The organism is Paenibacillus sp. FSL R5-0378 (assembly GCF_038009285.1).
GTDB classification, from domain to species: Bacteria; Bacillota; Bacilli; order Paenibacillales; family Paenibacillaceae; genus Paenibacillus_AQ; species Paenibacillus_AQ favisporus.
This window is the reverse complement of the sequence record NZ_JBBPAY010000001.1, coordinates 1000395-1026921: the sequence shown is the minus strand read 5'-3', so window position 1 is coordinate 1026921 and position 26527 is coordinate 1000395. Positions and strand designations below refer to the sequence as shown.

The 26527-nt window shown below is 54.5% G+C and carries 25 protein-coding genes; 7 read left to right on the top strand and 18 right to left on the bottom strand.

Features of this window, described 5'->3' with window-relative positions:
- Positions 1 to 132 precede the first annotated feature (132 nt).
- From MKY74_RS04540 to MKY74_RS04520, 5 genes are all read right to left on the bottom strand, one after another.
- The gene (locus MKY74_RS04540) at positions 133 to 498 is read right to left on the bottom strand and encodes an MmcQ/YjbR family DNA-binding protein (RefSeq protein WP_076172262.1); all 366 of its coding nucleotides are present in this window, start codon (positions 496 to 498) and stop codon (positions 133 to 135) included.
- Positions 499 to 512: 14 nt separating this feature from the next.
- Entirely contained in the window at positions 513 to 1178 is a 666-nt protein-coding gene (locus MKY74_RS04535; protein WP_076172264.1) for a YdeI/OmpD-associated family protein, read from the bottom strand.
- A 202-nt stretch (positions 1179 to 1380) separates the two neighbouring features.
- Positions 1381 to 3924 carry a carbohydrate-binding domain-containing protein gene (locus tag MKY74_RS04530; RefSeq protein WP_076172266.1) on the bottom strand — a complete coding sequence of 848 codons (2544 nt, stop codon included), beginning with the start codon at positions 3922 to 3924 and terminating at the stop codon, positions 1381 to 1383.
- A gap of 18 nt (positions 3925 to 3942) precedes the next feature.
- Positions 3943 to 4623: a DUF4956 domain-containing protein gene (locus MKY74_RS04525; protein WP_076172268.1), complete on the bottom strand. Its 681-nt coding sequence runs from the start codon at positions 4621 to 4623 to the stop codon at positions 3943 to 3945.
- A complete protein-coding gene (locus tag MKY74_RS04520) occupies positions 4620 to 5369 on the bottom strand; it encodes a polyphosphate polymerase domain-containing protein (protein WP_076172270.1) in 750 nt (249 codons plus the stop codon). The genes MKY74_RS04525 and MKY74_RS04520 overlap by 4 nt, the downstream gene beginning before the upstream one ends.
- Positions 5370 to 5668: 299 nt before the next feature.
- On the opposite strand from MKY74_RS04520, the gene MKY74_RS04515 reads away from it, so the two are divergent.
- The gene (locus MKY74_RS04515) at positions 5669 to 6346 is read left to right on the top strand and encodes a response regulator transcription factor (RefSeq protein ID WP_076172272.1); all 678 of its coding nucleotides are present in this window, start codon (positions 5669 to 5671) and stop codon (positions 6344 to 6346) included.
- Positions 6346 to 7740 carry a sensor histidine kinase gene (locus MKY74_RS04510; RefSeq protein ID WP_076172274.1) on the top strand — a complete coding sequence of 465 codons (1395 nt, stop codon included), beginning with the start codon at positions 6346 to 6348 and terminating at the stop codon, positions 7738 to 7740. The genes MKY74_RS04515 and MKY74_RS04510 overlap by 1 nt, the downstream gene beginning before the upstream one ends.
- A gap of 179 nt (positions 7741 to 7919) precedes the next feature.
- Here MKY74_RS04510 and MKY74_RS04505 read toward each other — a convergent pair whose 3' ends face one another.
- Both MKY74_RS04505 and MKY74_RS04500 read right to left on the bottom strand, forming a co-directional pair.
- Positions 7920 to 8207 carry an alpha/beta-type small acid-soluble spore protein gene (locus MKY74_RS04505; protein WP_076172276.1) on the bottom strand — a complete coding sequence of 96 codons (288 nt, stop codon included), beginning with the start codon at positions 8205 to 8207 and terminating at the stop codon, positions 7920 to 7922.
- A gap of 137 nt (positions 8208 to 8344) precedes the next feature.
- On the bottom strand, positions 8345 to 9244 hold the full coding sequence (locus tag MKY74_RS04500; protein WP_076172278.1) for a LysR family transcriptional regulator: 900 nt from the start codon (positions 9242 to 9244) through the stop codon (positions 8345 to 8347).
- Positions 9245 to 9402: 158 nt separating this feature from the next.
- On the opposite strand from MKY74_RS04500, the gene MKY74_RS04495 reads away from it, so the two are divergent.
- On the top strand, positions 9403 to 10494 hold the full coding sequence (locus tag MKY74_RS04495) for an oxidoreductase (RefSeq protein ID WP_076172280.1): 1092 nt from the start codon (positions 9403 to 9405) through the stop codon (positions 10492 to 10494).
- Positions 10495 to 10550: 56 nt separating this feature from the next.
- Here MKY74_RS04495 and MKY74_RS04490 read toward each other — a convergent pair whose 3' ends face one another.
- The 4 genes from MKY74_RS04490 to MKY74_RS04475 all read right to left on the bottom strand — a co-directional run bounded on the left by MKY74_RS04490 (position 10551) and on the right by MKY74_RS04475 (position 14793).
- Complete coding sequence (locus MKY74_RS04490; protein ID WP_076172282.1) at positions 10551 to 12029, bottom strand: protein adenylyltransferase SelO; 1479 nt, start codon at positions 12027 to 12029, stop codon at positions 10551 to 10553.
- Positions 12030 to 12323: 294 nt separating this feature from the next.
- Positions 12324 to 12533, bottom strand: a complete 210-nt coding sequence (locus MKY74_RS04485) for a twin-arginine translocase TatA/TatE family subunit (protein WP_076172284.1) — start codon at positions 12531 to 12533, stop codon at positions 12324 to 12326.
- Positions 12534 to 12599: 66 nt separating this feature from the next.
- Complete coding sequence (locus tag MKY74_RS04480; protein ID WP_076172286.1) at positions 12600 to 13160, bottom strand: RidA family protein; 561 nt, start codon at positions 13158 to 13160, stop codon at positions 12600 to 12602.
- Between the two features lie 28 nt (positions 13161 to 13188).
- On the bottom strand, positions 13189 to 14793 hold the full coding sequence (locus MKY74_RS04475; protein WP_089549535.1) for a flavin monoamine oxidase family protein: 1605 nt from the start codon (positions 14791 to 14793) through the stop codon (positions 13189 to 13191).
- A 279-nt stretch (positions 14794 to 15072) separates the two neighbouring features.
- Here MKY74_RS04475 and MKY74_RS04470 point away from each other — a divergent pair, with 279 nt between their 5' ends.
- Both MKY74_RS04470 and tatC read left to right on the top strand, forming a co-directional pair.
- Positions 15073 to 15324: a MerR family transcriptional regulator gene (locus tag MKY74_RS04470; RefSeq protein ID WP_076172288.1), complete on the top strand. Its 252-nt coding sequence runs from the start codon at positions 15073 to 15075 to the stop codon at positions 15322 to 15324.
- A gap of 33 nt (positions 15325 to 15357) precedes the next feature.
- On the top strand, positions 15358 to 16128 hold the full coding sequence (gene tatC, locus MKY74_RS04465) for a twin-arginine translocase subunit TatC (protein WP_076172290.1): 771 nt from the start codon (positions 15358 to 15360) through the stop codon (positions 16126 to 16128).
- Between the two features lie 147 nt (positions 16129 to 16275).
- Here tatC and MKY74_RS04460 read toward each other — a convergent pair whose 3' ends face one another.
- The 4 genes from MKY74_RS04460 to MKY74_RS04445 form a co-directional block, all read right to left on the bottom strand.
- Complete coding sequence (locus tag MKY74_RS04460) at positions 16276 to 17301, bottom strand: SMI1/KNR4 family protein (RefSeq protein ID WP_076172292.1); 1026 nt, start codon at positions 17299 to 17301, stop codon at positions 16276 to 16278.
- A gap of 132 nt (positions 17302 to 17433) precedes the next feature.
- Positions 17434 to 17934: a DinB family protein gene (locus tag MKY74_RS04455; RefSeq protein ID WP_076172295.1), complete on the bottom strand. Its 501-nt coding sequence runs from the start codon at positions 17932 to 17934 to the stop codon at positions 17434 to 17436.
- Positions 17935 to 18145: 211 nt separating this feature from the next.
- Complete coding sequence (locus tag MKY74_RS04450) at positions 18146 to 20248, bottom strand: TerD family protein (protein ID WP_076172297.1); 2103 nt, start codon at positions 20246 to 20248, stop codon at positions 18146 to 18148.
- 311 nt (positions 20249 to 20559) lie between these two features.
- Positions 20560 to 21639 carry an ankyrin repeat domain-containing protein gene (locus MKY74_RS04445; protein ID WP_076172299.1) on the bottom strand — a complete coding sequence of 360 codons (1080 nt, stop codon included), beginning with the start codon at positions 21637 to 21639 and terminating at the stop codon, positions 20560 to 20562.
- Positions 21640 to 21796: 157 nt separating this feature from the next.
- Between MKY74_RS04445 and MKY74_RS04440 the strand changes: the two genes are divergently transcribed.
- Positions 21797 to 22177 carry a hypothetical protein gene (locus tag MKY74_RS04440; protein WP_244169313.1) on the top strand — a complete coding sequence of 127 codons (381 nt, stop codon included), beginning with the start codon at positions 21797 to 21799 and terminating at the stop codon, positions 22175 to 22177.
- 195 nt (positions 22178 to 22372) lie between these two features.
- Here the strand turns inward: MKY74_RS04440 and MKY74_RS04435 are convergent, their stop codons facing one another.
- Complete coding sequence (locus MKY74_RS04435) at positions 22373 to 23881, bottom strand: malate:quinone oxidoreductase (RefSeq protein WP_076172301.1); 1509 nt, start codon at positions 23879 to 23881, stop codon at positions 22373 to 22375.
- A gap of 455 nt (positions 23882 to 24336) precedes the next feature.
- Between MKY74_RS04435 and MKY74_RS04430 the strand changes: the two genes are divergently transcribed.
- Positions 24337 to 24828 (top strand): pyridoxamine 5'-phosphate oxidase family protein, encoded by a 492-nt coding sequence (locus MKY74_RS04430; protein WP_076172303.1) that lies wholly within the window; start codon positions 24337 to 24339, stop codon positions 24826 to 24828.
- 104 nt (positions 24829 to 24932) lie between these two features.
- Here MKY74_RS04430 and MKY74_RS04425 read toward each other — a convergent pair whose 3' ends face one another.
- A complete protein-coding gene (locus MKY74_RS04425) occupies positions 24933 to 25670 on the bottom strand; it encodes a GntR family transcriptional regulator (RefSeq protein ID WP_076172305.1) in 738 nt (245 codons plus the stop codon).
- Positions 25671 to 25740: 70 nt separating this feature from the next.
- A complete protein-coding gene (frlD, locus tag MKY74_RS04420) occupies positions 25741 to 26523 on the bottom strand; it encodes a fructoselysine 6-kinase (RefSeq protein WP_076172308.1) in 783 nt (260 codons plus the stop codon).
- Positions 26524 to 26527: the final 4 nt, after the last annotated feature.

Genomic DNA, 26527 nt, shown 5'->3' with positions numbered 1-26527 from the left:
AAACTTCTCCTTACCCTCAGAAATTTTATCTCATCTCAGACGAACCTAGCTCAATCGATCTGCCAGGGACCGCCTAGATTATAGACGTCCGGAGAAAGGAATATGTTTCTAGTTCTGTGCTAAACTCCAAAATTATGCGCCTTCGATGACCTGCTTCACCAACCGTTTGGGCGCCGCCAGCAGATACGCCTCCTTGATCAGCACGGCCAGCTCGTCCCAGTCCGGGACGGATGATTTATCCACGGAAACCCAGCCGTGGTGCCCGATATAAGGCGTTTTAACGTAGCCTTCCTGCTGCAGCAGCAGGAACTGCTCTTCCTTGGTCGATTTGAACGAAAGGCTCGGAACGCCCTCGTTCTCCCCCATCATGACAAACGTTTTGCCTCTGACTTTCATGACGTTGTGGCCAAAGCCGTCAATAATCTCCTCCACCTCCGGCAGCGGACGGCAGATGCCCCTCACCCGCTCGAGCATGTCCAAGCCCTGCTTCGATTTCATCCCAAGCCGCCTCCCTATCTTCTCCGATACAAGTCCATCGTTTTATAGCCCGCCGCCAGAGCCGTTTTCATATCCTCGCGCCGCTTCTCCCGGGTCTCCTCTTGTACCGCGCTGTAAATGTACCGGGCCCAATCCCGGCGGTATCCCGGTGTGAGGGACTGGTAAAAGGCAAGCACTTCCGGAGAATCCTGCAGATCCTTCTCCACCTCCGGAATCAAGGCTTCATAATCGCCAACGGATTGGCTCGGTTTGGAGGACGGCTGCTTTTTGCTTGGCTTCTCCGCTTTGAGACCGACGACCGTAAACACGTCGTTCAATCCGACCATACGCGCAAATTTGATGCTGCTTGTCCCAATAAATCCATTCTCGTCCGCGCCTAACCCTTCCAGAAGCTCGTCCCTGTGAATATAGGTAGAGTAAACCTTGTTTCCCTTTTTCGGATATGCTGCGTACAAATATCCCCCTTCATTCAGATGATTGCCGTCAATCACCTTCCGCACAAGCCCCTGCAGTGACTCCATATCGAGCACAAAGGCGAAAATCAGATCGTAACCGCCGTCCTTCAGCTCGGTATCGTACGACTTCAGACCGGCCAGCAGATCCTCCCCTTCCGGTTGATGCAGTACCGCCGTCTTATTATATTTTTGCAGGTTCAACTTCTCCACGATTGTTTTCGCCATTCCCAAGGACCTCCGTAAATCAATCTATTATATTTAATATTCTGTACTTTTTTTGTATATAGTAAAGCGAACATTCGGGGAAAAAGCAACCTCCCATCGGCAGCGCCCAGCCACACCACGGCAAAAAGAACCCCCATTAAAAATGGGGGCTCTTCGTTACCCGTGCATATCACCGCATATTCTCGCTACTTCGTGCCGGTCATTAAATCGAGGATGTGCCTGTAGCAGCATTATCCGAGCTGCCGGAGCCCGACGTTCCGGACTGTCCGGTACTGCTTGTTCCGCTGCCGGACGCGCTGCCGCTGGAGTTACCGGATGTGCTGCCGCTCGTACCGGAGGCGCCGCTTTGACTGCTCGCGCCCGATCCGCTACCGTTCGCTCCTCCTCTGCCTCCCGGACCCCGGCCTCCGCCGAAGCCGCCGCCAAATCCACCGCCACCAGTGGTTACGCCGGACTCGTTCACATACGTGACCGTGTCACCGAGCTTGAAGCTGACGACCTTCGTGCCGGCGGTCAGCTTGCCGCTCGTGTACAAGCCATCCTTCAACGTGCCTGTCGAGGTGCCACCCGTGTAGAAGGCGTAGGTCTCTCCGGACTTCAGATCCGGCGTGGAAATGACGATGGTCTGGATGTCTTTAGCCGGTGCAAAGCTCAGGACCGGTGTGCCTGCGCTGTCGGCCAGCGTCACCAGCGTGCCCGCCTTCAACGTGCTCGGGAACGTCATGAGCACCGAGCGCTGCGACGACGATTCCGATGGTGCTTGGGCCATACCGGCGCTGCCCGCGGCAACCAGCAGACCGCCGGACTGCTCGAACGTACCGTCATAATCAAGGGCGCCGTTGCCGCCCGATGTCGGACCATTCACGATCGCGGTGCCTCCGGTCATCGTGATGGAGCCGTTGGCGTCCAGACCGTCGCCTTGCGCATTCACCGTCAGGTAGCCGCCGCTGATCGTCAGCTGTGCGGTGCCGGCGCTTCCGCCAGGGCCGCCAGGCATCCCTTGGCCATCCGGACGCTGCTGGGCGCCGTTTTGGTCAGCCGAGCCGCTTTGCGCCGCCTGGCTGCCCGCATTCGCCTGTGCATCGGACTGCGCCGAGCCCGTACCAGACGACGAGCTGCTGCCCGTTTGCGCAGACGTTCCGGACTGCGCCTGATCGCCCGTCTCTCCTTGGCTGCCGGCCGCTTGATCCGGCGCCTGTCCCGGCATGCCTGCCGGCGGTTGTCCGCCGAACATGCCGCCCGGGCCTTCCGAGCTGCCGCTGCCGTCGGAAGCATTTACGCCGTCATCGCTCGCGACGACGTTCACTTCGCCGCCGGCGATGCTGATATCCGCCGCCTCAATACCTTCGTAGCTGTTCTTGATGTTCACTTTGCCGCCGGAAATGACGATCGATACGTCGCCGTGAATGCCGTCATCACCGGTCGCAAGATCCAGCTGGCCACCGGAAACGAGGATGCTGCCATTGCTGTGCACCGTATCGTCCGCCGAGTCGATCGTGAACGTGCCGCCCGAAACAGCGATGCCTGCCTCTGCCTTGAGCCCTTTCGAACTCGTGGACTCGCTTTCCTCATCCTCCGTCTGCGTCGCATCCGCGTCTGTTCCACTGCTGCTGTTCGTACTCGCAGCGGTGTCATCCTTCACCTGGGATGCGGAATCCTTAGCCGAAGCCGATGCCGAGGTGCCGTTCACCGAATCCGCAGCCGTACCGCTGTCTGTGCCTTGGGCCCCGGACTCACCTCCCTGTCCGTCCGCTCCTGACTGGCCGCCGAAATCAGGGCGCTGCATCGGCATTTCTTCCTCATGCGGCTCGGCGTTCGCGCTGCCGCCGCCGGTCACGACATCATAGGTACCGCCGGCGATCAGCAGAGAAGCCGCCGCCTGGAAGCCGTCGCTGCCGGATTCAACATGGAACGTGCCGTCCTCGATAAGCAAATACCCTTTATCGGTCTTGTCTCCGTCATAAGTCGTCTTGAAGCCGTCCCCGCCGGCGTTGACGTTGATCGTGCCCGCTTTTACGGCGGCCAGATCGCGGCCGACGATGCCGTCGTCGGCTGCGTTGACGCTCAGCGTGCCGCTGACGATTTTCAGATCGTCTTTGCTGGTGATGCCGTCCTTGTAATTCCCCTGCACGGTCAGCTGGCCGGTGCCATTAATCGTCAGATCGTCCTGGCTGAACAGGGCCGCCGTCGGCGCCTCATCGGACGTATCCGCATACTTCGTGCCGTCCGACAGTGTGTTCTGCGTCCCTTCCGGCAGCGTCAGCACCGTTTTGCCGGCTTGCTTAACCTGGATCGCCGGGCTGTCCGAGCTCGCGATTTGCGCTCCGTTCAGCACCAAACGCACGACGTCATCTTTACCTGCATTGACCACAATACTGCCGCCTTGCAGCTTGCCGCTGATCACATACGTTCCGGCCGAGGATATGGTTACATCGCCTCCGCCGGACTTTGCGCCTGCGCCCGTCACGGTCGCGTCCGTCCCGTTCAGCTTGATGACCGTGGAGTCACCGGCTGACCAATCTACCGTGGTATCGTCGGCGTCATACTCCACCAGATCCTTGATTTTCAGGCTGGCCAGCTTCGCGTTCGCTTCGCTCGCATTCACTGTCGTCGTTTCCGTCGCCTCGGTCGCCGTGCCGTCCGCCGCTGTCGTCGTATTGCTCGCCGCATTGGTCGTGCACCCGGAGGCCAGCATGGCCGACAGGATCAGAATCGCGGCAAATTTCGTCTTATAGGAATGTTTCATCGGATCAACCTCTTTCGTTTAATATTCCTGCACCGCAGGGTTCATCGTCAGCGTAATGTCCAGATTGCCGTTGCGGGTCCGGATCGCATCCAGAAATTCCTTCTGGTTCGTCTGCGGCCCCATTTTCACCGAGTAGACCACCTCATAGAGGCTGCCGAGCTCGGTGGTCTTGACCTTTTTCAGCTCATACTCGACATTGTGCTTGCGGAAAATCTCCTCAAACGCCTCCTCATAACCGAGGTTCTCAGGAATGGTCACCTTCAGCGTTTTGATCGCGTCTTTGCGGGTGCCGAATTTAATCAGCTTCAAAACGTACATCAGCGCGCAGAGGATCACTGTAAACAGAACCGCATACCCAAAGGCGCCAACACCGGCGGATAACCCCGCCGCCATAGAGAACAAAACATAGGAGATGTCCTTCGAGTCTCCCGGCGCACTCCGGAACCGGATGATCGAGAAGGCTCCGGCCAGGCTGAACGCCCGGGCGATATTGCTGCCAATCAGCATAATAATGATGGCTACGATCGCCGGCAGCACCATCATCGTTAGGGTGAAGCTCGGCGAATAGGCAGGCTGTGTTTTCATGTAAGTGAAGCTGATAATGGCACCCAGCACGATGGCGATAGCCAGCGTCAAAAGCGCATGAGATAACGATAAGGTCGTGTCCGCAGCGGACGAACTCAAAATAGAATCGATCATAAAACAACTCTCTCCCTTTCCACAACTGGTGCATTAGCATGGCGTATCGATTTCTTATACTCGTTCCCGTATTTGGAGAAGCTTGTACGGTACATCTGATGCTCGGAGAGCATTTTGGACAGCCAGACCGGAATGGTCTTCTCGGCCTTGACCTCCATCAGCCACTGTCCCCGCTCCATCAGCTGATCCCCGTAATCCCCGGCCTCTAGTGCAAGATCGTAACGCCGCGAGCGGATGTTGGTGTCGAAGGTAATCCGCAGATCCCGGTTCCCCTTACAGAACAAGGCAATGCGGTCGTATGCCAGATACACCATCGGTTTCAGCTCGTACCGGCTCAGAAAATACTCGATTTCGCTGACCACCTGGCGGTTCATGCCCTTCCGGAACTCCGGCGGCACCCCTGTCCGGACGAATTCGTATGCCTCATGAAGCTTGAGCGAAGTTCTTCTTTTGTTCACCAGGCCGAACACCTTCTTCTTCAGCTCCAGATATACTTTGGCATCGCTCTCCGGCACGCCGTACGACCGGATCCGCAGCTTTTCCCGGTACTTGGGCTTGGCCAAACTCGTTCGGATGAGCGTATGATGCTCCGTATCGTAGTACAAGTTGCTGATAGTGTAGAACTTGTTATCCTTGTTGTTTTCATCCGGTTCCATATATGCCATCAGGTCGTTGTAAATGTTGTAAAAAGCCTTGGTGTCCATCAGATACTTGTTCTCATACCGGTTAAACACTTCAATAGCCATCGTCATGTCGCTCCTTTCGTTTATACAGGTTCACCCGGGCTCATCGCCCTTCATGTTTGTAGCTTAATGGCTTAACCTTTAACGAATCTTAAACATTGCGATAACATTCCGTTTACATGCCGATTACAAAACAAGCTCACCATTGTACAATAAGGGACAAGCGAAGGAGCTGAGGTTCAGGTCCGCCCGGCCGCAGCCCAAAAGGCTGCAATTCAAGGCGTTAAAGGTTGATTAAAGGTTCGCTTCTTATAATTAAGGGACAATAACGCTGCACTAGAGGTATGAAGGAGATTACGATCATGCGGATATTAATTGTGGAAGACGAGGTTAACCTGGCCGAGGCACTGACCCAGATTTTGAAGAAAAACCATTACTCCGTCGATGCCGTCCACGACGGCCAGACGGGACTGGATAACGCCCTCAGCGGGATCTATGATCTGCTGCTGCTCGACATCATGCTGCCGGGGATGGACGGAATTACGCTGCTGAAGACGATCCGGGCCGAAGGCATTGCAACGCCGGTCATTATGCTTACCGCCAAGGGCGAAATTTCGGACACGATTACGGGGCTGGACTGCGGAGCTGACGATTATGTCGCCAAGCCGTTCTCGACGGGCGAGCTGCTTGCCCGGATCCGGGCGGCGCTGCGCCGCAAAGGCGAGGTTGTCCCCGAGGACGGCCTGAAATTCGGGGATATCGAGCTGAACACGTCCACGCTCAAGCTGAGCTGCAACGGGAAGGAGCTGAAGCTGATTTTGAAGGAGTGCGAGCTGCTCGAATTGCTGATGCTGCGAAAGTCGGCGGTGACGTCCAAGGAGCAAATGATCGAGAAGCTGTGGGGTTTTGATTCCGATGCGGAGCACAATAACGTGGAAGTGTATATTTCGTTTTTGCGGAAAAAGCTGGCGTTCCTGAACGCCTCGGTGCGGATCAGCACGATCCGGGGCGTCGGCTATGTATTGGAGGCGACTTCTTAATGTTCAAGAAGCTGCGCAACCGGTTCCTGCTGATGAACATGGTCATCATCACCATCATCATGCTGGTCGCCTTTGCCACGATTTACGTCATTACCTATCAAAACGTGCGCCGCGACATCGGCATGGAACTGGAGCGCGTCTCGGAGTTTTATCACAAGGACGGCGGGCCCGGAAAGCAAAGCCCGGGGAAAGGCTCCGGGCAGGGCGGGGCTTCGCTGGCGCAGACCGGAAGCGGCGGCAAAACGGGCAGCCTGTCCGGCACGGGCGGCAGCGCCGCACAGATTCAGGGATCCGGAGGCATCGGCGGAGAGCTGCCCGCCACGGGAGATACCGATCTACGCCACCCCCGGGAAGGCGGGCAGATCCCCCCGCCGGAGCTGTCGGTATCCTTCGAGCTGAAGACCGACCGGGAGTGGAATCTCCTGTCCAAGAATACGAGGTTTGATATGGAGGATACGTTCTATGAGACGGCCAAGGAAGAGGCGGCTTCCAAGCCCGTCCGCAACGCCCAGTTCACCCTCGAAGGAACGCGCTGGGCTTACAGCGTGCAGCAGACTCCCAGCGGCTATTCCATCGTATTCCTGGACGTGACGGCACAGCTGAAAATCATTACCAACCTGATCTACACCTTTTCCATCGTGGCGCTGGTCATGCTGGCGGTCATCTATCTGACGAGCCGATATTTCGCCAACCGGTCCATCGAGCCGGTCCGCGAAGCCTTCGACAAGCAGAAGCAGTTTATCGCAGACGCCTCACATGAGCTAAAGACGCCGCTTGCGGTCATCAACACGAACGCTGATGTCCTTCTGGCCAACAGTGACGAGACGATCCGGTCGCAGTCGAAATGGCTCCAGCATATCAAATCAGAGACCGAGCGCATGAAGACCCTAACCAACGACCTCCTATACCTGACGCAGATGGACGATGCGCGGGGCCTTATGATCTTCGTGCCGTTTGATCTCAGCGAAGCCGTCGAAAGCGTCATTCTTACGATGGAAGCGATCATTTTCGAAAAGGAGCTGTCTTTCACTTACGACATCGAGCCGCGTCTGACCCTGACCGGCAGCAGCGAGCAGATCAAGCAGGTCGTCATGATCCTGCTGGACAACGCCGTCAAATATACCAATCCACGGGGCTCGATCCATCTGAGCCTGAAGAAGCAGCATAACCATCTGCTGCTGCGGGTGACGAACACGGGTGAGGGCATCGCCCCAGAGCATTTAGACAACATCTTCGACCGGTTCTACCGCGTCGACGCCTCCCGCTCCCGCAAGCACGGCGGATACGGCCTTGGCCTGGCGATCGCCAAATCGATCGTCGAGCAGCATAAAGGGAAAATATCCGTGAAGAGCGTGCCGAACGAGAAAACGACGTTTGATGTGCAGCTGGGGTGAGCAGTACAGCCATGGAACAAGGGACCGGTAAGTGACCGACTATAACGATAGCGAGATAGAATAAAGGCACCCGCTAGGACATTGGGGTGCCTTTATTACATATAAAAAGTATAAGCTTCGGAGACTCCAACGCAATCCTTGCTCACGAAGAGAAGCCGCCATGCCACAGCCTAATGCCGCTACTTCTGCCCGTCCTTCTCCGCCAGCTGCTGCTGGGCCAGCCGGATCATCTCGCGGACCATCGAGCCGCCGATTTTGCCTCCGACATGGCCGACCGATTCCGTCGTGAGCTCGCCGTTGCCGTCCGGACTGAGCGGCACGCCGAGGTCTTTGGCCACTTCGTACTTCACGTCATCCGGCCGGTTCGGGTCCACGTCATACCCTTCGCGCCGCATGACTTCTGCTTTAAACGTCTGCATGTCCCTGGCAACCCCTGGCACCGCGTATTTTCGGTTTCTTCTGGACATCCTAGCTTCATCTCCCCACTTGTTTTCCCTTAACATGCCCGGAGACAGCCAGGTCCATCCTCCCTAAGCGCTGCCTGATCCTGCCTTCCTGTATGATGGCTTTAGTATGGGATCAAACCAGAAGGCATCTTTTTCGCTTAAACATTTGCATAGCCTGCCAAGTTAAACCGCTGTCCTGCCCTTTTTACACATGCGGCGAAAGCAAGGAACGCTTGGCTCTGGAACTGCTCCTTCCGGGACACCAATCGCGTGGTCACAAATTGGTATTGTTCGGGGACCGGATACATGCGAACACCATCTTCATCCGCAGTCGCAGTCACAGCCATCCGGGTCAGAAACGCACTGCCGATTCCCGCACGTACGCAATTTAGCATGGTCTCCAAAGTGCTGACCTCGATCATATTCATACCTTGTTCCTCTTCGCTATGGAGCCAATCTTCGTTCGCAGCACGCAGTGGGCAGCCCTTCGGAAACACGACCCATGCAGGATTCCCCGTCTTAGCAAATGCTTCTGTTCCTTGACCAGCAGGGGTTAGGAGCACCACTTCTTCCTGTATTTCAAAAGCGATCTGCAGTGAGGACAGTTCAAACTCCCCGGTCAAGAAGGCGCCGTCCAAGCGCCGATCCAGAACTTTCTCGTAATTTTCCTTCGAAGTTGCAGTCACCAAAGACAAGCTCACCTCAGGGTATTGGGTCTGAAATTCGGACAGCGCCTGAATAAATGGGGCCGTTGAAGCTATCGTCTCCACCACGCCGATCGACAGTGGACCGCAAGGATAGTCAGGCTCCTTGACAGCCTTGGCTGCCTCCTCGGCCAGCATGAGAATGTCCGTCGCATATTGATACAAAACAAGTCCTTTCTCGGCGAGGACGACTCCCTTCGGTGTCCTAAGAAACAGCTGCGCCCCCAACTCCGATTCCAGCTTTCGCACCCTTGTAGTGAGGTTGGACTGTACATAACCCAGCTTCTCAGCTGCGCGGGTAATGCTGCCTTCCTTCACAATAGCCATAAACACTTTCAAGTCGGTTAGCTCCATCCCCCAAAACCTCCGGTTCAATCCCATCAATTTTTTTAATGAGCTCATCTATAGCAATCATTTTACGGTATTGAACAGGCAGGATACAATCATCTCAGGTCAACAGCCAGGTGTAAAAGAAGGTCCGCTATCAAAAAAATAAAGGGAGGTTTTTAAATATGAAGCAATATCCGAACCTTTTTAACGGTTATATGCTAGGTACCCTACCGCTTCCGAATCGGGCGGTTCTGGCGCCGATGACACGCACCAGTGCAGAGCCGAACGGAGTGGCTAACGATCGTATGGCACGTTATTATTCCCGTTTTGCAAAAGGGGGATTCGGCTTGATCATCACGGAGGGCTTGTACCCGGATGAGGAATTCAGCCGGAGTTATCATCATCAGCCCGGTATCGCCAGCATAGCACAAGCTGATTCGTGGATACCGATCATTCAGGCCGTGCACCGGGAAGGAGGGAAAATCATTGCCCAGTTGATGCATGCAGGCGCGTTAGTCCAGCATGATGCTTTCACTCCGATCGCACCGTCTGCGGTGCAGCCTGTTGGAACGATGCTGGAGGATCATGGGGGCAGCGGCGAGTTCGCTGTGCCAAAGGCTATGACGCTGGCAGAGATTCGAAGAACGATCGAAGGCTTCAAGCAGGCCGCTCTCCGCGCGAAGTACGCCGGATTTGACGGTGTGGAGATTCATGCCGCCAACGGCTATCTGCTCGATCAGTTTATTACGGATTATACAAACCGGCGCACGGATGATTATGGCGGCGCGACAAGCCGGCGTATCCGCTTCGCCGTAGAAGTCCTTAGAGCCATCCGTTCCGCCGTTGGCCCGGATTATTTGGTCGGCGTTCGCATTTCGCAAGGGAAGGTGAACGATTTTGACCACAAATGGGCTCATGGAGAAGAAGATGCAAAAATCATCTTCGGGGAATTGGCCGCAGCTTCCGCCAGTTACCTTCATACGACCGAGTATAAGGCATGGATGCCCGCCTTCTCGGATGAGGGGCCGACCCTTGCGGAGCTCGCCAAACGATACAGCGGCCTTCCCGTGATCGCCAATGGAAAACTGGGTGATCCTGAAAGGGCCGAACAAATGCTGATTGCAGGAGCAGCCGATCTGATCGCCGTCGGAACCAGCGCACTGGCCAATCCGGATTGGGTGAACAAGATACGGGAGGGGGGCACGCCGCGAGCTTTTGATCACCGTTTTCTCCAGCCGATGGCCACATTAAAGGAAGAGGAAGTACTGGGCTAACACTTGTTCCTACAAAAAAAGGACCAGCTCCGCTGGTCCTTTCTCATGATCTTATATCAGGTTCCGCAGTAGGTCCGATACCGGAACGTCGACTCCGGTACGACGGCATACTCGGCCTGTTCCGGCGTATGCGCATAAGGATCGGCCAGAACCTGCAGCAGCTGGTGCATCACTTCGTAATCGCCGTCCTGCTCCGCCGCCTCCAGCGCTTCCTCCACCCGGTGGTTCCTCGGAATGACCGCCGGATTGCTGTCCCGCATCAATTGATGCGCAGCCTCCTTGGTTTCGGACTGCCGGCCAAGCCTCTCCTGCCAGCGTGCATGCCAAGCCTCGAATTCTTCGATGCCATGCAGCGGCGTTCCCTCCAACCGGTCAAACGTTAAGGCAAGAAACGTATTGGTATAGTCGGCGCGATGCGTCTTCATGAGGTCCAAGAGTTCTTCGATGAGCGCCTCGTCCTCCGGTTCTTCACGGAAGATCCCAAGCTTCGCCCGCATCCCTGCAAGCCAGTATTCATTAAATAGACCGGCAAAAGTCTCGACCGCATTCTCCGCCATCTTAACGGCCTGCTCCTCGTCCTCATGCAGCAGCGGCAGCAAGGCTTCCGCCAATCGGGCGAGATTCCAGGAGCCGATGTACGGCTGGTTGCCGTAAGCATACCGGCCCTGTGAGTCGATGGAGCTGAACACAGTGGCCGGATCGTAGGTATCCATAAAGGCGCACGGACCGTAGTCGATCGTTTCCCCGCTGAGGGTCATGTTGTCCGTATTCATAACGCCGTGGACGAATCCAACCAGCTGCCATTTCGCGATCAGAGCGGCTTGGCGCTTGATCACTTCCTGCAGCAATATAAGGTAGCGATTTTCACCGGAAGCAAGGTCAGCATCGGGATAATGCCTCTGCAGGGTGTAATCGGCCAAAGCCCGCAGGTCATCCGTCGTGCCTGCTCCCCGAGCGAACTGAAACGTGCCGACGCGGATATGGCTGGCCGCCACGCGGGTTAAAATCGCGCCCGGCAGCTCTTCCTCCCGGGTAATCGCCTGGCCGGTGGACGTCACCGCCAGGCTGCGGGTCGTCGGAATGCCAAGGCCATGCATGGCCTCGCTGATGATGTATTCCCGCAGCATCGGCCCCAGGGCCGCCCGTCCGTCGCCACCACGGGAGTATGGCGTGCGGCCCGCTCCTTTGAGCTGAATATCCACTCGCTTGCCCTCTGGCGTAACCTGCTCGCCCAGCAGGACCGCCCGCCCGTCACCCAGCATCGTAAGATGGCCGAATTGATGCCCTGCGTATGCCTGGGCGAGTGGCTGCGCCCCTTCCGGAATGCGGTTTCCCGCCAGTTCCGCAGCTCCTTCATCGCTCATGAGCGCCTGAGCGTTTAAACCGAGCGACGCCGCCAGCGGCTCATTGAATGCCACGATCTGCGGCGAACGCACCGGCACCGGATCCTGCCGGGTATAAAACAGATCCGGCAGCCCGGCGTAGCTGTTGTCTAAGTGCCATCCCGCCTCCAGTTTTCCTTGTGTATCCGTCATAAAGGTCTCCTTTTTCAGTCCTAGTAAAATTATTCTTCGCATGATGACAGCCTGATTGTCTTATGGCCAAGGCCGGTTCCACTGCTTCATATCCTGTGCCGTATCAAATTTATTATGCGGCCCAGAACTTCAGCGGCCAAACGATGCCTGGTTCTTCCATTATAAAAGAACACAGCGGCGGAGGCCACGATGCGCTTCGACCGGCTGGGCGCAAACAGCCCCGCCATTCGCGTTGAATGACGGGGCTGGCTATACAGGGTGGCCGTTGATCGGCGGATCCGTTGGTCCTCCCCTTTATCCTTTGATTTTAATGATACCGGACTCTCGCTCACGCTCTTTGTCTTCTTCTTTATCCTCACCGACGAGGTCCCTGGCGGACGACTTGAATTCGGAGAGCGTGCGTCCCACCGCACGGCCCAGCTCAGGCAGCTTGGAGGGCCCGAACAAAATCAGCACGACGACCAGAATCATCATCAACCCGGCAAATCCTACGTTTTGAAACATCGCCAATCAGCTCCTTCTCATTTGTCATGGAGAACACTCCGCCTTAGCGAAATCATTGCTCCAGCCTCACTTCTTCTTCGAATCCGGCTTCACCGCCACCGCTTCGATCTCGATCAGCCAGTCGGAACTCACCAGGCTCGCCACGCCTACCGTCGAGCGGGCCGGCTTTACCGGATTGGCTTCGGTATTAAAGAACTGCGCATAGGCATCGAACCAACCCGTATAGTCAAACGTGCCGCCCTTCTGGGCGTCAGGAGCGATGTATACCCGCAGGTAAACGACATCTTTCAGGCCAAGGCCCTGTTCCTTCAGCTGCTTTTCGATTTCCTTCAAAATGCCGATGCCCTGCGTTTTCGTATCCCCATAGCGTTCATAGACCGTCTTGCCGTCCTTGTTCAGTACCGGCGGGACGGTGCCGCTCGTGAACAAGTACGATGCGCCTTCGTGAACGACCACGCCGCTGGATATGGACGACGAAGGGCTTCCGTAAAATACCGGCGCCGGCGCCGTCTTGATCGGCTTGGCCGGTTTCGCCGGGGTATGGTCGGCGCTGTCGGCATATGCCGTGACGCTGACGGTGCCAAGCAGAACTGTCATCAGCAGCGTCGTTTTCATTTTTTTCATCATAAAAGACCAGCCCCTTCTAGATATGGATCTATGATTTCATGACACGCTGATGGATGTCGGTGACCACTTCGCGGGCGGACTCGATCGCTCCGGCCTGCCAAGCGGTAATGTAGCTGATATGCTCACCGGCCAGGTAAATCCGGTTGTCAGGCTTGCACAGTGTCGGATAGTACGTTTTGCGGTCGTTTGCTGAGTAAGAAACCCATCCGCCCTCTTGGTACTTGATCGTTTTCCAGTTGATCGAATAGGAGGATTCGAACTCTTTTGGATACTGCGGATGGATTTTGGCCCCTTGTGCCAGCGCCAGCTTCTCCCGCTCCGCGTACGACATCGCTCCGAGCTTGTCGGCAACCCCGCCGTAGGCATAATAGCCGAGGAGGACTCCCTTTTTCCCGAAATAATCGGTCGGCGGGTAATAAATCTGCGTAATGTCCATATTCGTCAAGCTGCTGCCTCCGTACAGGTGCTCATCCTCTTCCCAGAAGCGCCGCTTGAACTGCAGGCCGATCTTTCCGGCAGAGGCGTAATTGATGCTCTGAATCGCCTTGGACATTTCGGGGGAAAAATCAGCGGGGATCTTCTTCAGCACGGATAACGGAATGGTGCAGATGCAGTAATCCCCTTTGACCTCCTGCTCCCGGCCGGATGCCATGTCGGTGTACACGATTCTCACGCCCGACGAGGACTGGCGGATCTCCTTGACCTCGGCCCGGAATTTGATCCGATTGCCAACCCGCTTCTCGAACGCCTTCGCAATGGCGTCCATCCCGCCGATCGGGTGGAACATCATCATCTGCTGGTCGTATTCGTACTCATTGCTGAAATACTTACCGAAGCCGGAGTTGATGATCGACTTTAGATCGAACGGATCGCGGAGAACCCCGGCATCAAGCCTGCTCCCCGGCTCATCCTTGTATCCGCCGCGCTGCGAACCTTTGTAGAACAAATCGGGGTTCAGGTCCCCCTCCACCTTTAAGTAATCGACGAGCTTCATCTTCTCTTCAGCCGTTAGGGGAAGATCGAGCGCGTTCTGGTCGACCGCTTTGGCGAGCATTTCCGCGACGTAGCCGCGTACGTCCGCTTTGGCCGCCCGCTTCGGCACCTTCTGACCGGATAAAGCGCCGACGTTTTCGTTGTAGTAATAGCCGCTTTCGTTCACGTTGTTGAACGGTTCGATCGCAACGCCGAATTTCCGGCAGTACTCCAGGGTGACATGGAACTGCGGAATGCGCATTGGGCCGGCATTGAAATACAAGCCCTTATCGAAGCGGGACGTTTGGGTACCCGAACCGATTTCCGCCTCTGACGTGCCGCCGCGAATAGTCCAGCATCGGCCGCCAGCCCGGCTTTTTGCCTCGAGAATCGTGCAGTCGTACCCGGCCAATCCCAGTTCGTACGCTGCGGTCATGCCGGCGATTCCGGCGCCGAGAATGATGATTTTTTTGCCGCCCCGTCCGCTTAAGTGCAGATCATTCGGGCCCGGCGGCTCATATTCGGCGGCCTTCATCGTCTCCGGCGACAGCAGTCCCATCGTTCCCATCAGGCTGAAGACGGCAACGGATCCCCCCACTTTGCCGACGGTCGACAGAAATTGTCTGCGGGTCATCTCTTTCGGTTGCTCCTTGATTGTCACCTCGATCACTCCTTCGCTAGTGGAATGGAACCTCTTGAGGCGATCTTAGCAAAGAAATTTAGTTTTCGGTGAATTTGTGTAAGGATTTCTTACATGGATTTTTTATTTTTAAAAACCGATTGCATTTTTAATGGGTTTTCCTTAAAATCATGTCATAATTCCTTCCATAAATATCTGTTTGTGTGTTTCTTCTCTTTGTTTTATCTTCTTCTAGGTTTCAATCCTGGCTGTTTCTGCAATGGTCCGGGGTTAACTATACTTGCACAGGAGGTAAAAAGCATGGAGAGCAAGGTGATGAGCATTGGGATCGTCTGCGAGCTGACCGGCTTGTCGGAACGCCAAATCCGGTATTACGAGGAACGAAAGCTGATCTTCCCGGAGCGGACGAAAGGAGGTAACCGCCGATATTCTTTTGAAGACGTAAAGGCCATTCAGGACATCTATCAAAAAATGCAGGAGGGATTTAATACGCTGGAGCTGAAGGAAATGAAAAAATCGAAAACGCCGCGCTGCACGCCGGCCTTCCGGTAAACGGACATGACTTGGGAGGAGTGATCTTCGCCTATGGAAGCGAAAAATACGATGACCCTGCTTGGGCATATCGCCGAGCTTAGAAAACGGCTCCTTCGAATCGCTGCCGTATTCATCGTCAGTATGGCAGCCGGCTTGTTTGCAGCCCCTCATATTCTGACGCTGCTGCGGACGCATTCCCCGCTCCACGTCGCATGGAACGTCTTCTCTCCATGGGACGGACTGCGGATTTATATGAGCATTGCCGTGGTACTGTCGCTGCTGCCGACCATACCCTTTGGCATGTACCAGATTTGGCGGTTTGTCTGCCAGGGACTCAAGCCTGGAGAGCAAAAGGCGGCAGTCCGCTACATACCGTTCGCTGCATCATGCTTTCTGGTGGGCGTGGCCTTTGCGTATTTCGTCGTCTTTCCGATGAGCCTGCGCTTTACAGCCGGCATCAACCGTCAGATCGGCCTTGTGGAGACCTATGGGGTATCCCAGTACTTCGGGTTTATGTTCAATATCATGATCCCGCTCGCCATTGCCTTCGAACTGCCCGTGATCGTTATGTTTCTGGCGCGGATCGGGATCTTAAACCCGTCGATTCTAAAAGGAATGAGGCGTTACGCGTACGTCGTTCTGGTTGCCGTGGCTGCACTGATCTCGCCGCCTGACCTCGTCTCCCATCTCATGGTGGCTGTTCCGCTCATCGCCTTGTACGAAATCAGCGCTTGGCTGACCGGTTGGGTGCATCGCAAGAAGCAGCGTGCGAAAGAGGCATTGGAGCATGCCGTCACGGATGGCTCCTATTCGGCAACCTAAAAGAACGGAAATGGAATTGCCCCCCATGACATAAAAAAGGAAGCTGGCTTCCCTGCGAGGGAGCAGCTTCCTCTTGATTTTTTGGCGCGATATGGCAGGGATTCCATCCCCGCTCACGCGTTCATGGCTGCTTTGTTGTCACAGGCCCTAGGCGTTAACTAGTCCGCGGACAAAGGTTTCAAAATCGGGCGCGAGCCGGGTGACCTTACGCCCGTCTGCCTGTTCTACATGCACAACCTCAGGCTCTCCATCGTTGCCGGAGCCACGGTAATCCAGCATAACCACGCCGGACTCCTGCGGGCAGTCGCAAATGACGACGCCGAACTCCGGATAACCACCGTTCTCGATGATAGACCGGCTGCCGGAGGCCCCGCAAAGCGACTTGGCTTTGTCCCGGCCGATGCCGAACATGCCGTTAATCCGGACCCCGCTTGGCGCTCCATCGGCGGCTTCACCCAGCGGGAAGTACCTGCTGCGGGGAATGCCCCCGTTATGTATTTTCATCATCTGCACATAAAACGCCGGCAGCTTGAACACCAGCTCCTCCTGCACGGAATCGATCAGATCTTCCGTCGGCGGAGCCGAAACATACGATTCCGCATCGGGATCGGCGTCGTTCCAGAAGTTGTTGATATCGAAACCCTCATTTGGCGAGCCATACGGCACATCTAAATTGGCTTCGTCCGATGGGATGGCATTCACCGAAGCCACGGCCGCCGCGGCACCATCCGTTTCATCGGTTTCCCCGGATTCATCCGAGCCGCTGTCTTCCGCCGAGTCGTCTGAATCTAAATCTTCATCCGTCTCTTCCTCGAATTCCCCGGCCTTCTTGGCACGGATCCATTCCAGAAACTCCAGGGTATCCTCATCCCCAGGCTCCAGCTCATCAGCACGAGTAAACTCCCGCTCGGCTTCATCATACTGCTCCAGGTAATAATAGGCCAGTCCAATCCGGTAATGCCAAAGCGGATCTTCCGCCCCTTCCTCGGCAACGGTCAGAAACTGCTGCACCGCCTCCTCGTAGCGTTCCAGATTGTTCAGCGCCCGGCCTAAATGGCCGACCAGCTCATAACTCCGCTCCTCCGCAGGAATTTCCGTTACGGCCTCTACGATGCGTTCGTATTCATCCTCTTCATGCCATGTCTCCAGCTGCTCCAACAGATCCTCGCTCATCCTCATTCCCCCTGCGATATACTCTTGCTGTGATTATAGCATTTTCCGGAGGCGGTTCTCCAGGGCGCGGCAGCCTCAAGGAGTTGCATAGCATTTATGAAAAAAAAGCGCCGTATCGGGCGCCCAATGATTCTACAGCGGCGGCTGCTGTACCCCCAGCTTCACCCATCCTTCCTTCGATGGCCCGTAGACGGCCGGTATGCCCAGTCCCGCTTGACGCATCAGAACCGTCGCTTGACCCCGATGATGCGCAATATGCTTGATCAGCCCCATCAGGATGGAGGCATTGGATTCCATTCGTCCAAATGCGTTCTGTACCTTGCGAAGTGACTCATCGGTCCACTGCTCTTCCAGTGCCTTGGCGGCCGCCGAGCTGACCGTGCGGAAGGTATCCGCAATCTCTTTAGCGGAAGGGACTTCACCCGGATTTGCGACCTTATCCATCGTGACGCCGAATTCGTTCAAATAATCGGGGATATTCGAGACAAAATGCCAGACGATCCTGCCCAAAGTCCGTCCTTCCGGATAGACCTGCTGCCCCAGCGATTCATCCGTCAGCGCATCCAGAACCCCCTGCGTCAATTCGGCTTCCTTGTTCCATTCCTGAATAAAATCCTGCACCGTCACATACATAACATTCTTCCTCCTTTTGATGATTAAAATTTCTTACGACCAGCCTCTGCTTCCTTTCGGCCTTTCATACGTCCATCTTAGCCCATATTGGTGACAGGGATTGTCATAGTTGCGAATTTTATTAAAAAAATCACGATCGCAAAAAACCGACACATGATCGCCATGAGCCGGTTATCGGTTAATCTCTTTACGTTTTTCGGTATATCCGAATCTACACCATATATTCCGCCATAATTTCCTCGATATCATAAGGAGTTACCCCTTGTTCCACAGAGAACAACGCATCGGCCTCCCCCGGAGTATCGGTCAGCACCCCGCGGGCCTTGGCATGGAGCATGAACAGATCATACAGATCCGGTTTCCGCAAAGTCGTCATCGCTTTGCCCATCAGGACCATCCCTTTTTGGTTCCCCTCGACGTTGTTGTAGTAGTACGGATGCCGAGTTAAAGATAGGTCCGCCCAGATCACCGTGCGTTCCACCAGATCCAAGATTACGGGGATGGCAATCTGCGTATCGGCGGTGACATCGATTTTGTTCGCGACCGTACCAGGCTCGAAAATTTCACCGGACCCGGGCTTCTTCCGCATCATCCAGCCCGTAAAGCACTCCGGCAAATCGCAATACGGCTGGCTTGTGAACGAATGCAGCGTTGCCACAATATACCGTCCGCCATAATCGACGATGGATGGAATGTGCAGGTCGATGAACTCACACGCGCCTTGAGGGGCCGAAACGATATCTCCGCTGTGCACGGCCCGGTACTTGGACGACCGTAAGTTCGTATACGAAATATGCTCCACATACTGCCAGTCGCGATCGTACATTACGGCGGAAAGGTCGATGTCCACGCGGCCCGTCGGCTTACCGTCCACCAGGCCCTCTTTCCACCAGCTGAAGAAACGGATCGTATCCCCTTCCGCCATCGGCACCCGGCTGCCGCGCACGATCGTATGCAGCGCTTTGCTGGCAGAACGCCCGGAGAACGGTACGAGGTAGCTTTGGAGCCGCTTGTCGACATACACCTTCCCGAGCGGCGGCAGGGAGGAGAAACGCCCAATCAGCGCCTGCTCGCACAGCTGCACGATGTCCCGGCATGCCTCCTCGTCAATCTCCGGCAGGTTGTTCCGAAGGGCAAACGCTTTGGCGACATTCCCTTTTGGAAAAAAGACGCGCAGCTGCTGCCGTTCCCGGCGGCGGGCAAAATGGTTCTTCACCTGCAGCAGCACCGGCGTCGATACTTCCTTAACCACCTCGCCAAAAGCCAGCACGACATACTCCGTATGCTCGGTGGACCGGAGCAGATGATCGAGCCTTCTCGCCAGTTCGCCCGGGCGCTGCATCAGGAGATCGATCAGCGTCCAAACGTTCCGGAATTGGAAGGCCAGCTCCACGCTTCCGTTAAAGGTCGTGAACGGCTTGTCGTTCCGCAGGACGTCAAAGGCTTCCTCGCACCGCCTGAAGCGATGCTTATATTCGGAGGGATGCAGAATTTCGCCCAGCCGAATCCAGCGCTCCTTGTACCGCAGCATATCTTCCGTGATGGATGGGCACTTCTCGAGCAGTCCCAGCAGCAGCCGTCGCTCACGCCGTTTGAATTTGCGGAAACGCGTCGCCTCGGCCAGACTGACGTCCCCATCCGACCATGCGGCTGCCAGCCGAAGGACATCGGTCGCTGTCCGAAAGTACCGTCCGATCTGCTCCAGATTGGCTTGGTCATGCTTCATTAAGGACGCTGCGACGAATGCCGCATTTTCCTTGAACGGGATGTCGTCCGGTAGAAGCACTTCCAAATCATCCGCGCCGGCAAACGCAATGACGTCATCAATATCCTGTTTGTCACGATCGGAGATGGAGCCTTTGGCTTGAATCAACCGGGAGATCAAGCTCATGAATTCCGCCCGGCTCCCCAAACCAATCACTTTCAGGTTACCTTCATCCTCCAGGGGCAGCCGGTCCGCTTGCCCGTACGCCGGTACATCCAACGTCAGGTAATGATAAATCGCATTCAGATACAGCTCGGCATCGCTATGCTCCATGACCTGCATCGGAAAATCCGGGTACATAGGTTTGAACTTCACATGAGCCCCGACCATAACCTGTAAATCCGCGACCAGCTGTTGGTATAATGCTTCAAACTGCACTTTAGATAAGTCCTTTACCGCGCGCAGCAGCGCATGAGAAAAGGTATATCCCAGCGCTTCAATATTTTTCAGGGCGGATGCCAAATAGGCCTTCGGGAGCGGCTCGCCTCCCTGCCCTTGTTCCACGATCAGATGATTGGCTCTTCGTAAGTAGATGGTATTGATATTCATATTAAAGAGTCCAGGAAACCCATGCCCATAATTTTTAATAAGGGTTTAAGAAGGAAGGAGCATGATAGCCTGGACGCCTCCTCTCTGAATCGGAATCCTTCAGGGAAGCGGCGGCCCTATGTTCGCCAAATGAAGTTAGAAGGAAGGACCGCCATAGCCTGAAGGTCAAGGGCTTCGGATTTTGCTGAACCCGAGCCTTTGATATCCCCATCTTCCCATACTCCGCAGCGCGCCAACAGGGCGAAAGTATTACGATGTATGAAAAATCACACAGATTCGTCCGGATCATCCTCAGGCACCCATTATGGTTTCTACAGCTCACCCTCTAGAAAACGAATAAGATACGTACCGGGCTGCTCGAGGAACTCTCCCAAACGGCACAGGTCCGAATAGTGGTCATGCTCGACGTCATAGCAGCCGATCCATCCTTTTTTCTTCGGATTCCACATGAGCTGAAGATCCGAATAGTTGTCTATGTCTGCCGATAGGCGCAGCAACTTCTGCCCCCCCACCTTGATCGGGATCGTGTCGGTCAAGGTGAAGAAGTCGATATGCCGGATATCGTACTCATTGGGGGCTAACTCAAGACGCAGACGGTCACCGGTTAACCGATCGACCAGCTCCTCCGGTAATTTATACGCTCTCAGTTCATGCTTCTTATTCGCCACGTCATGAAATTCCGGCGGTTCCAGCGATTTTAAATAATCGGCCAGAACTGCGTTCTTTTGGCTGACCGCGATCGTATACGGCCGTTCACCGTCCTTTTCCGCTAACGTCACATCCGCGCCCCGCTCGATCAAAAACTTGACCATGTCGAAATTTCCAATGCGCGCGGCTACGGTTAACGGCGTCGCTTCGTAAGGATAGACTTGATCCGGCTGGTTGTAGTTAATGTCCACCCCCTGATCGAGCAAGTAATTGAGGGTTTTATAGTCATGATCGGACACCGCCTGGCGAAGTACAGCCCCGCCGTGCAGCTTGATATCGAGGCCCAGCTCCTGAATGAGCGGGATGTTGCTTTTGTTGCCATAATAAGCCTGCGAATACGCGCCGGAGCCCACTCGATTCAGCATGTCCATTCTGGCACCCTGCGCGTGGATATAGCGTACCATCTCCTTCTTCCCATAACGGACAGCCCGTAAAAAAGCCGGACTCTGTGCGTTATTGAGGTTGACGCCGTGCTCTACCAGCAGCTTAACTACATCCAGCCGTTCCGCGATCACGGCAAGGTCAAGCGGACTTAACGCATTATACCGGCTAAGTACGATACCCTCCTCAATATCCCAACCCTCCGCGATAGCATTCCGCAAAGCCGGAATATTCCCTTGATAGATATGCATTGCGATTTCTGGAAGCTCCTTGAATTTCCCGATATCTTTCAACTGAATCATGGTTTCCTCTCCCCTGTCCAAATGGTTAAACTTTAGTTCAACCTATGTAGATGATTTATTTGTAAATCGTAGACGGATCCCCCTGCGCTGCATTAAGCTTAATATATATTACTTGGGGTCATTTACCTGAATTATATTAAAAATGGAAGCGAGGTGCATGCCATTGACGACCATTGTTATGATCATCATTATCTTTTCGTTACTTACCGCTTCACTGACGATCACTTTTGCCATCAAGACAGTAACCCGTCAACGTAAAGGGCTATCGCAGCGCAAAACCATCCTCACAAACGGCACATCCGCCCAAGCCGTCATCAATTCCATTCAACAAACGAATGCGCAGCTCAATAATCAACCGGAGGTGCTGCTTGATTTAACCGTCACCAAGCCGGATGGCGAATCTCATCATACCATCGTCAAAACGTTTATCCCGATCGTGAATATTCCCTCCTTTCAGAAAGGCTGCGTCGTTGAAGTGAAGTATATGACGATCGCAGGCGAGCCAAAGTTTGAAGTCGTCGGTGCTTACGTACCCTGACTGGTGTCCTCTGCCAATGCAAAACGGCCCTCATCCCTTGAAGCTCAGGGTGAAGGCCGTTTTATTTAAGATTATAGAATTTATAAATTTCAGCGAAGCTGAACCATTCTATAATCGCAAGAAAAACTTCAGTTAAACGCGGTCTGTCTTCTTGAAGGTACGTCGATAGACGTTTTTCTTATCATATCGCTATATTTACATCACGTTGGCCGAATGCAATCCACGGTTGAGACCGAGCGTGCGTGCCGTCGACGTATGAATTTCGCGGATCAGCCCCGGATTTTTCATCAAAGGCGCGCCATAAGACGGAATCATTTCCCGAATCTTCGGCTCCCACGCCTTCGCATGCTGAGGGAAGCATTTTTCGATGACCTCGAGCATGACGGAAACGGCGGTGGAGGCCCCCGGAGAAGCCCCCAGCAAGGCAGCAATGGATCCGTCCGAGGCGGTCACGACTTCCGTACCGAACTGAAGCGTGCCTTTGCCGCCCGCTTCCGTATCTTTGATGACCTGCACGCGCTGGCCGGCCACCAGCATATCCCAATCCTCGCTCTTGGCGTTCGGGATGAACTCACGCAGCTCTTCCATACGTTTTTCCTTCGACAGCATCACCTGCTGGATCAGGTACTTGGTCAGCGACAGGTTCTTGGCGCCTGCAGCTAACATCGTGAGCACGTTGTTCGGCTTGACCGAACCCAGCAAATCGAACATGGAACCGGTCTTCAGGAACTTTGGCGAAAAGCCCGCAAATGGTCCGAAGAGCAGCGACTTCTGATTGTCGATAAAACGGGTGTCCAAATGCGGCACCGACATCGGCGGCGCACCTACTTTGGCCTTGCCGTACACCTTGGCATGGTGCTGCGCTACCACTTCCGGATTGTTGCACACCATAAAGAGTCCGCTGATCGGGAATCCGCCGATATGCTTCCCTTCCGGAATGCCGGATTTCTGAAGGAGCGGAAGGCTTCCGCCGCCACCGCCGATAAAGACGAACTTCGCCGTATGGCGTTCGACGCTGCCGCTGCTCAAATTGCGTATTTTCAATTCCCACGCGCCCTCGCTGTTGCGTTTAATATCGTCCACACTGTGCTTGTAATGAATACCAACGTTTTTGCTCTTCAAATGCTCAAACAGCATACGCGTTAAAGCGCCAAAGTTGACGTCCGTTCCCGAGTCCATTTTGGTGGCCGCGATCGGTTCATCCGAGGTCCGGTCCTTCATAATGAGCGGAATCCATTCCATCAATTTTTTCGGATCGTCGGAGAACTCCATCCCTTGAAACAGCGGGTTTTTGGACATCGTCTCAAAACGTCTCTTCAAAAATGCCACGTCTTCTTTCCCCTGAACCATGCTCATATGGGGGAGCGGCATAATAAAGTCCTGCGGATTGCGAATCAAATTGCTTTTGACCAGATAAGACCAGAACTGCATGGAAACCTGAAATTGCTCGTTGACGCTAATCGCTTTGCTGATATCTATGGAACCATCCGGTTTCTCGGATGTGTAGTTCAGCTCGCACAAGGCGGCATGCCCCGTTCCTGCGTTATTCCATTCGTTCGAGCTTTCCTCTCCCGGGCTTGCCAGCTTCTCAAACACTGTAATTTTCCAGTTCGGTACTAATTCTTTCAACAGTGTCCCCAAAGTCGCACTCATGATACCGGCACCAATTAAGATAACGTCTGTTTCGGTTTGTCTGTTGCTCATAATTACCGTCCTTACACGCTAGTATTTGAAGAAAAGATGTAGGCGCTCTCAAGAGGCAAGCCAGAGTGCGACCCGGTTATCCACCTTTTCTGATGAATGATTACCTAATTCATAGTATAGCACTATTCTGTGGACTGTTAAATGATTGTCGTACGTATAACTCGGAAATAGACAAAAAACCAAAGGCCATCGCCCGGCAGCATACCGGAATCGCGGCTTTGGTCATGGGATCGTCTCCTAATCTGGTGAATTTGCCCACTCCTCTGCGGTAAGCACCTCGGCCTGCTTCGGAAATACCTTCTCCGTTAAGATGCGATGAACCTCGGGGGTCTAGGTATAGGCTTGTGCATAAGGGGATTCAAATCAGGAGTGGAATCAGCCAAATTCTCTTGGTTTGGCAGCGTATAAATAAGTGTAATACTAAGGTAAACACATACTAGGAAAAGGTGAACAAAATGACAAATCCAACTCCGGACAACCAAGAAGCGATCGAGAAAGTACGCGATTTGATTAAGGGCATCGACACGGCCATGCTGACGACCGTTTCGGAAGAAGGGCTGGTTTCACGTCCCATGAAGACCCAGGACATCGAATTCGACGGCGACCTGTGGTTCCTGACCAAGAAAGACACTGAGAAGTTCCATGAGCTGCTGCAAAACCGGCAGGTCAACGTAGCCTATGCCGGCAAGTCCTTCGTCTCCATCCGTGGTAAAGCCGAGCTGGTGAACAGCACCGAAAAGCTGAAGGAATTGTGGAACCCCGTTTACGAGCAGCTGCTGGAAACGAACTATGACGATCCGAACCTTGTGCTTATCAAGGTGCAGGCTGAAGCAGCCGAGTACTGGGATGCCGGCAACAAGTTCAAAATGGCCAGGTTCCTGTTCCGCAGACTGATGGGTAAAAGCAACGAAGGCACCAATATGAATCGAACTGTGGAATTGGATTAGGATAAAAAAAACGGACGCCGGTTCTTAACCCGCGTCCGTTTTTATTTTCAGATCACAGTGCAGTCTCCGCCCGTCCCTGTCCACACGAGCGTTCAGCCCTAAGTCTACTGCCCCTGCTTCGCCCGGTGAACCGTCAGCGTGACCCGGTTGGTCTCACACATGAAGGTAGAGAGATGCACCGGCTCATCCTTGGCGTCAAAGGCCACTTTTAAAATTCGGAACAGATTCGCCCCGATGTCGCATTCCAGCAGCTTGGCATACTCCTTCGTCGCGCCGATCACATCGATCTCTTTATCGTTGCTAACGATTTCCGTTCCGTAATCCTCGGACAAAATTTTATACGTCGATTCGTTCGTAGTAATCTTCTTCTCCAGGTCGGGAAAGCGGGTCAGCGAATAATGCGCGATGTCATAAAACAGCGGACGGTCATTGACGTACATAAGCCGCTCCAGCTCGAGCACCGGGCTGCCCGCATCGATGCGAAGATACCTGGCCACGTCTTCGGTCGCTTCGATCACGTCGCTTCGGAGAATCCGGGAATTCGGAATCATCCCAAGCTGATGGCTGAATTCGGAGAATCCGCTTACAGACAGCAGCTCATTATGGAATTTGTTGGAGGCCACAAACGTCCCCCGCCGTGGAATCCGGGTCAGCGCCCCTTCCCGGACCAGCTCCTCGATCGCCTTGCGGATCGTAATCCGGCTCACGCTATAAATATCGCAAAGCTCAGCCTCTGTCGGGATCTGCTCATCCGGTTTGTAGCGCCCCTGCTGTATATCATTCTTCAACATTTGCCTGATCTGCATGTACAGCGGCTGAGGGGTTGAAGGATTCAAATTCATTGAACATTCATCCTTATCCATCAATGATCAAATTTGTATCTCTCTATTATACATTGATGGCTACGTCCAGTCACCATGCAGCAAAGTAGCTGATCGTCTTTGCGGCTTTATCGGCGCCCTGCTCCAGGCAGGCTGCGACCGGAAGCCCTTTCAGAATACCGTATATAAATCCGGCAATAAATGAATCACCCGCTCCCAGCGTATCGACTACCTCCACCTCCGTAATTCCGTGCTTGTAGAACCGTTCTCCATCGTAGGCCAAAGAACCGTTTTCTCCAAGCGTGGCTACGACGATTTTGGAGCCCCGGTCCTTGATCTCCCTCATGAGGCGGCGGATATGTTCGTCATCCTGTGTATAGGACAAGAACGGGTAGTCCACGTATGGCGTCAGTGTCGTCAGCAGCTCATGATCCAGCTTATCGGCAAAGTCGAAGGAAGTCAGCAGTCCTTTTTCCTTAAAATTATGGAAATACGAATCGGCATGGCCCCAAATCGCGGAATGCACCAGCTGGAATGACTCCGTAAAGCGCAGATCCTCGGAGTTCAAGGCGAAATCAGCCATCACGCCTTCTTCATAATCGCCCAGCTTTCTTTCGCTGCCTACCATATCGACGTAGGTCACCGCCGTACGGCCTTCTTGGACCGAGACCCTGGACGTATCTACGCCCTTCCCCCGAATCGCCTGAACCATAATCTCCCCATACCGGTCGTTGCCCACCCAGCCGATATAGGCTGTCCCCGCACCCAGTTCGGTCAAATAGACGGCCACGTTTACCGGATTTCCTCCGGGACAGGCTTTCCCCGAGGATCGGTAGACATCCATACAATTGTCTCCGACTGTAACGATTCGCATCTTG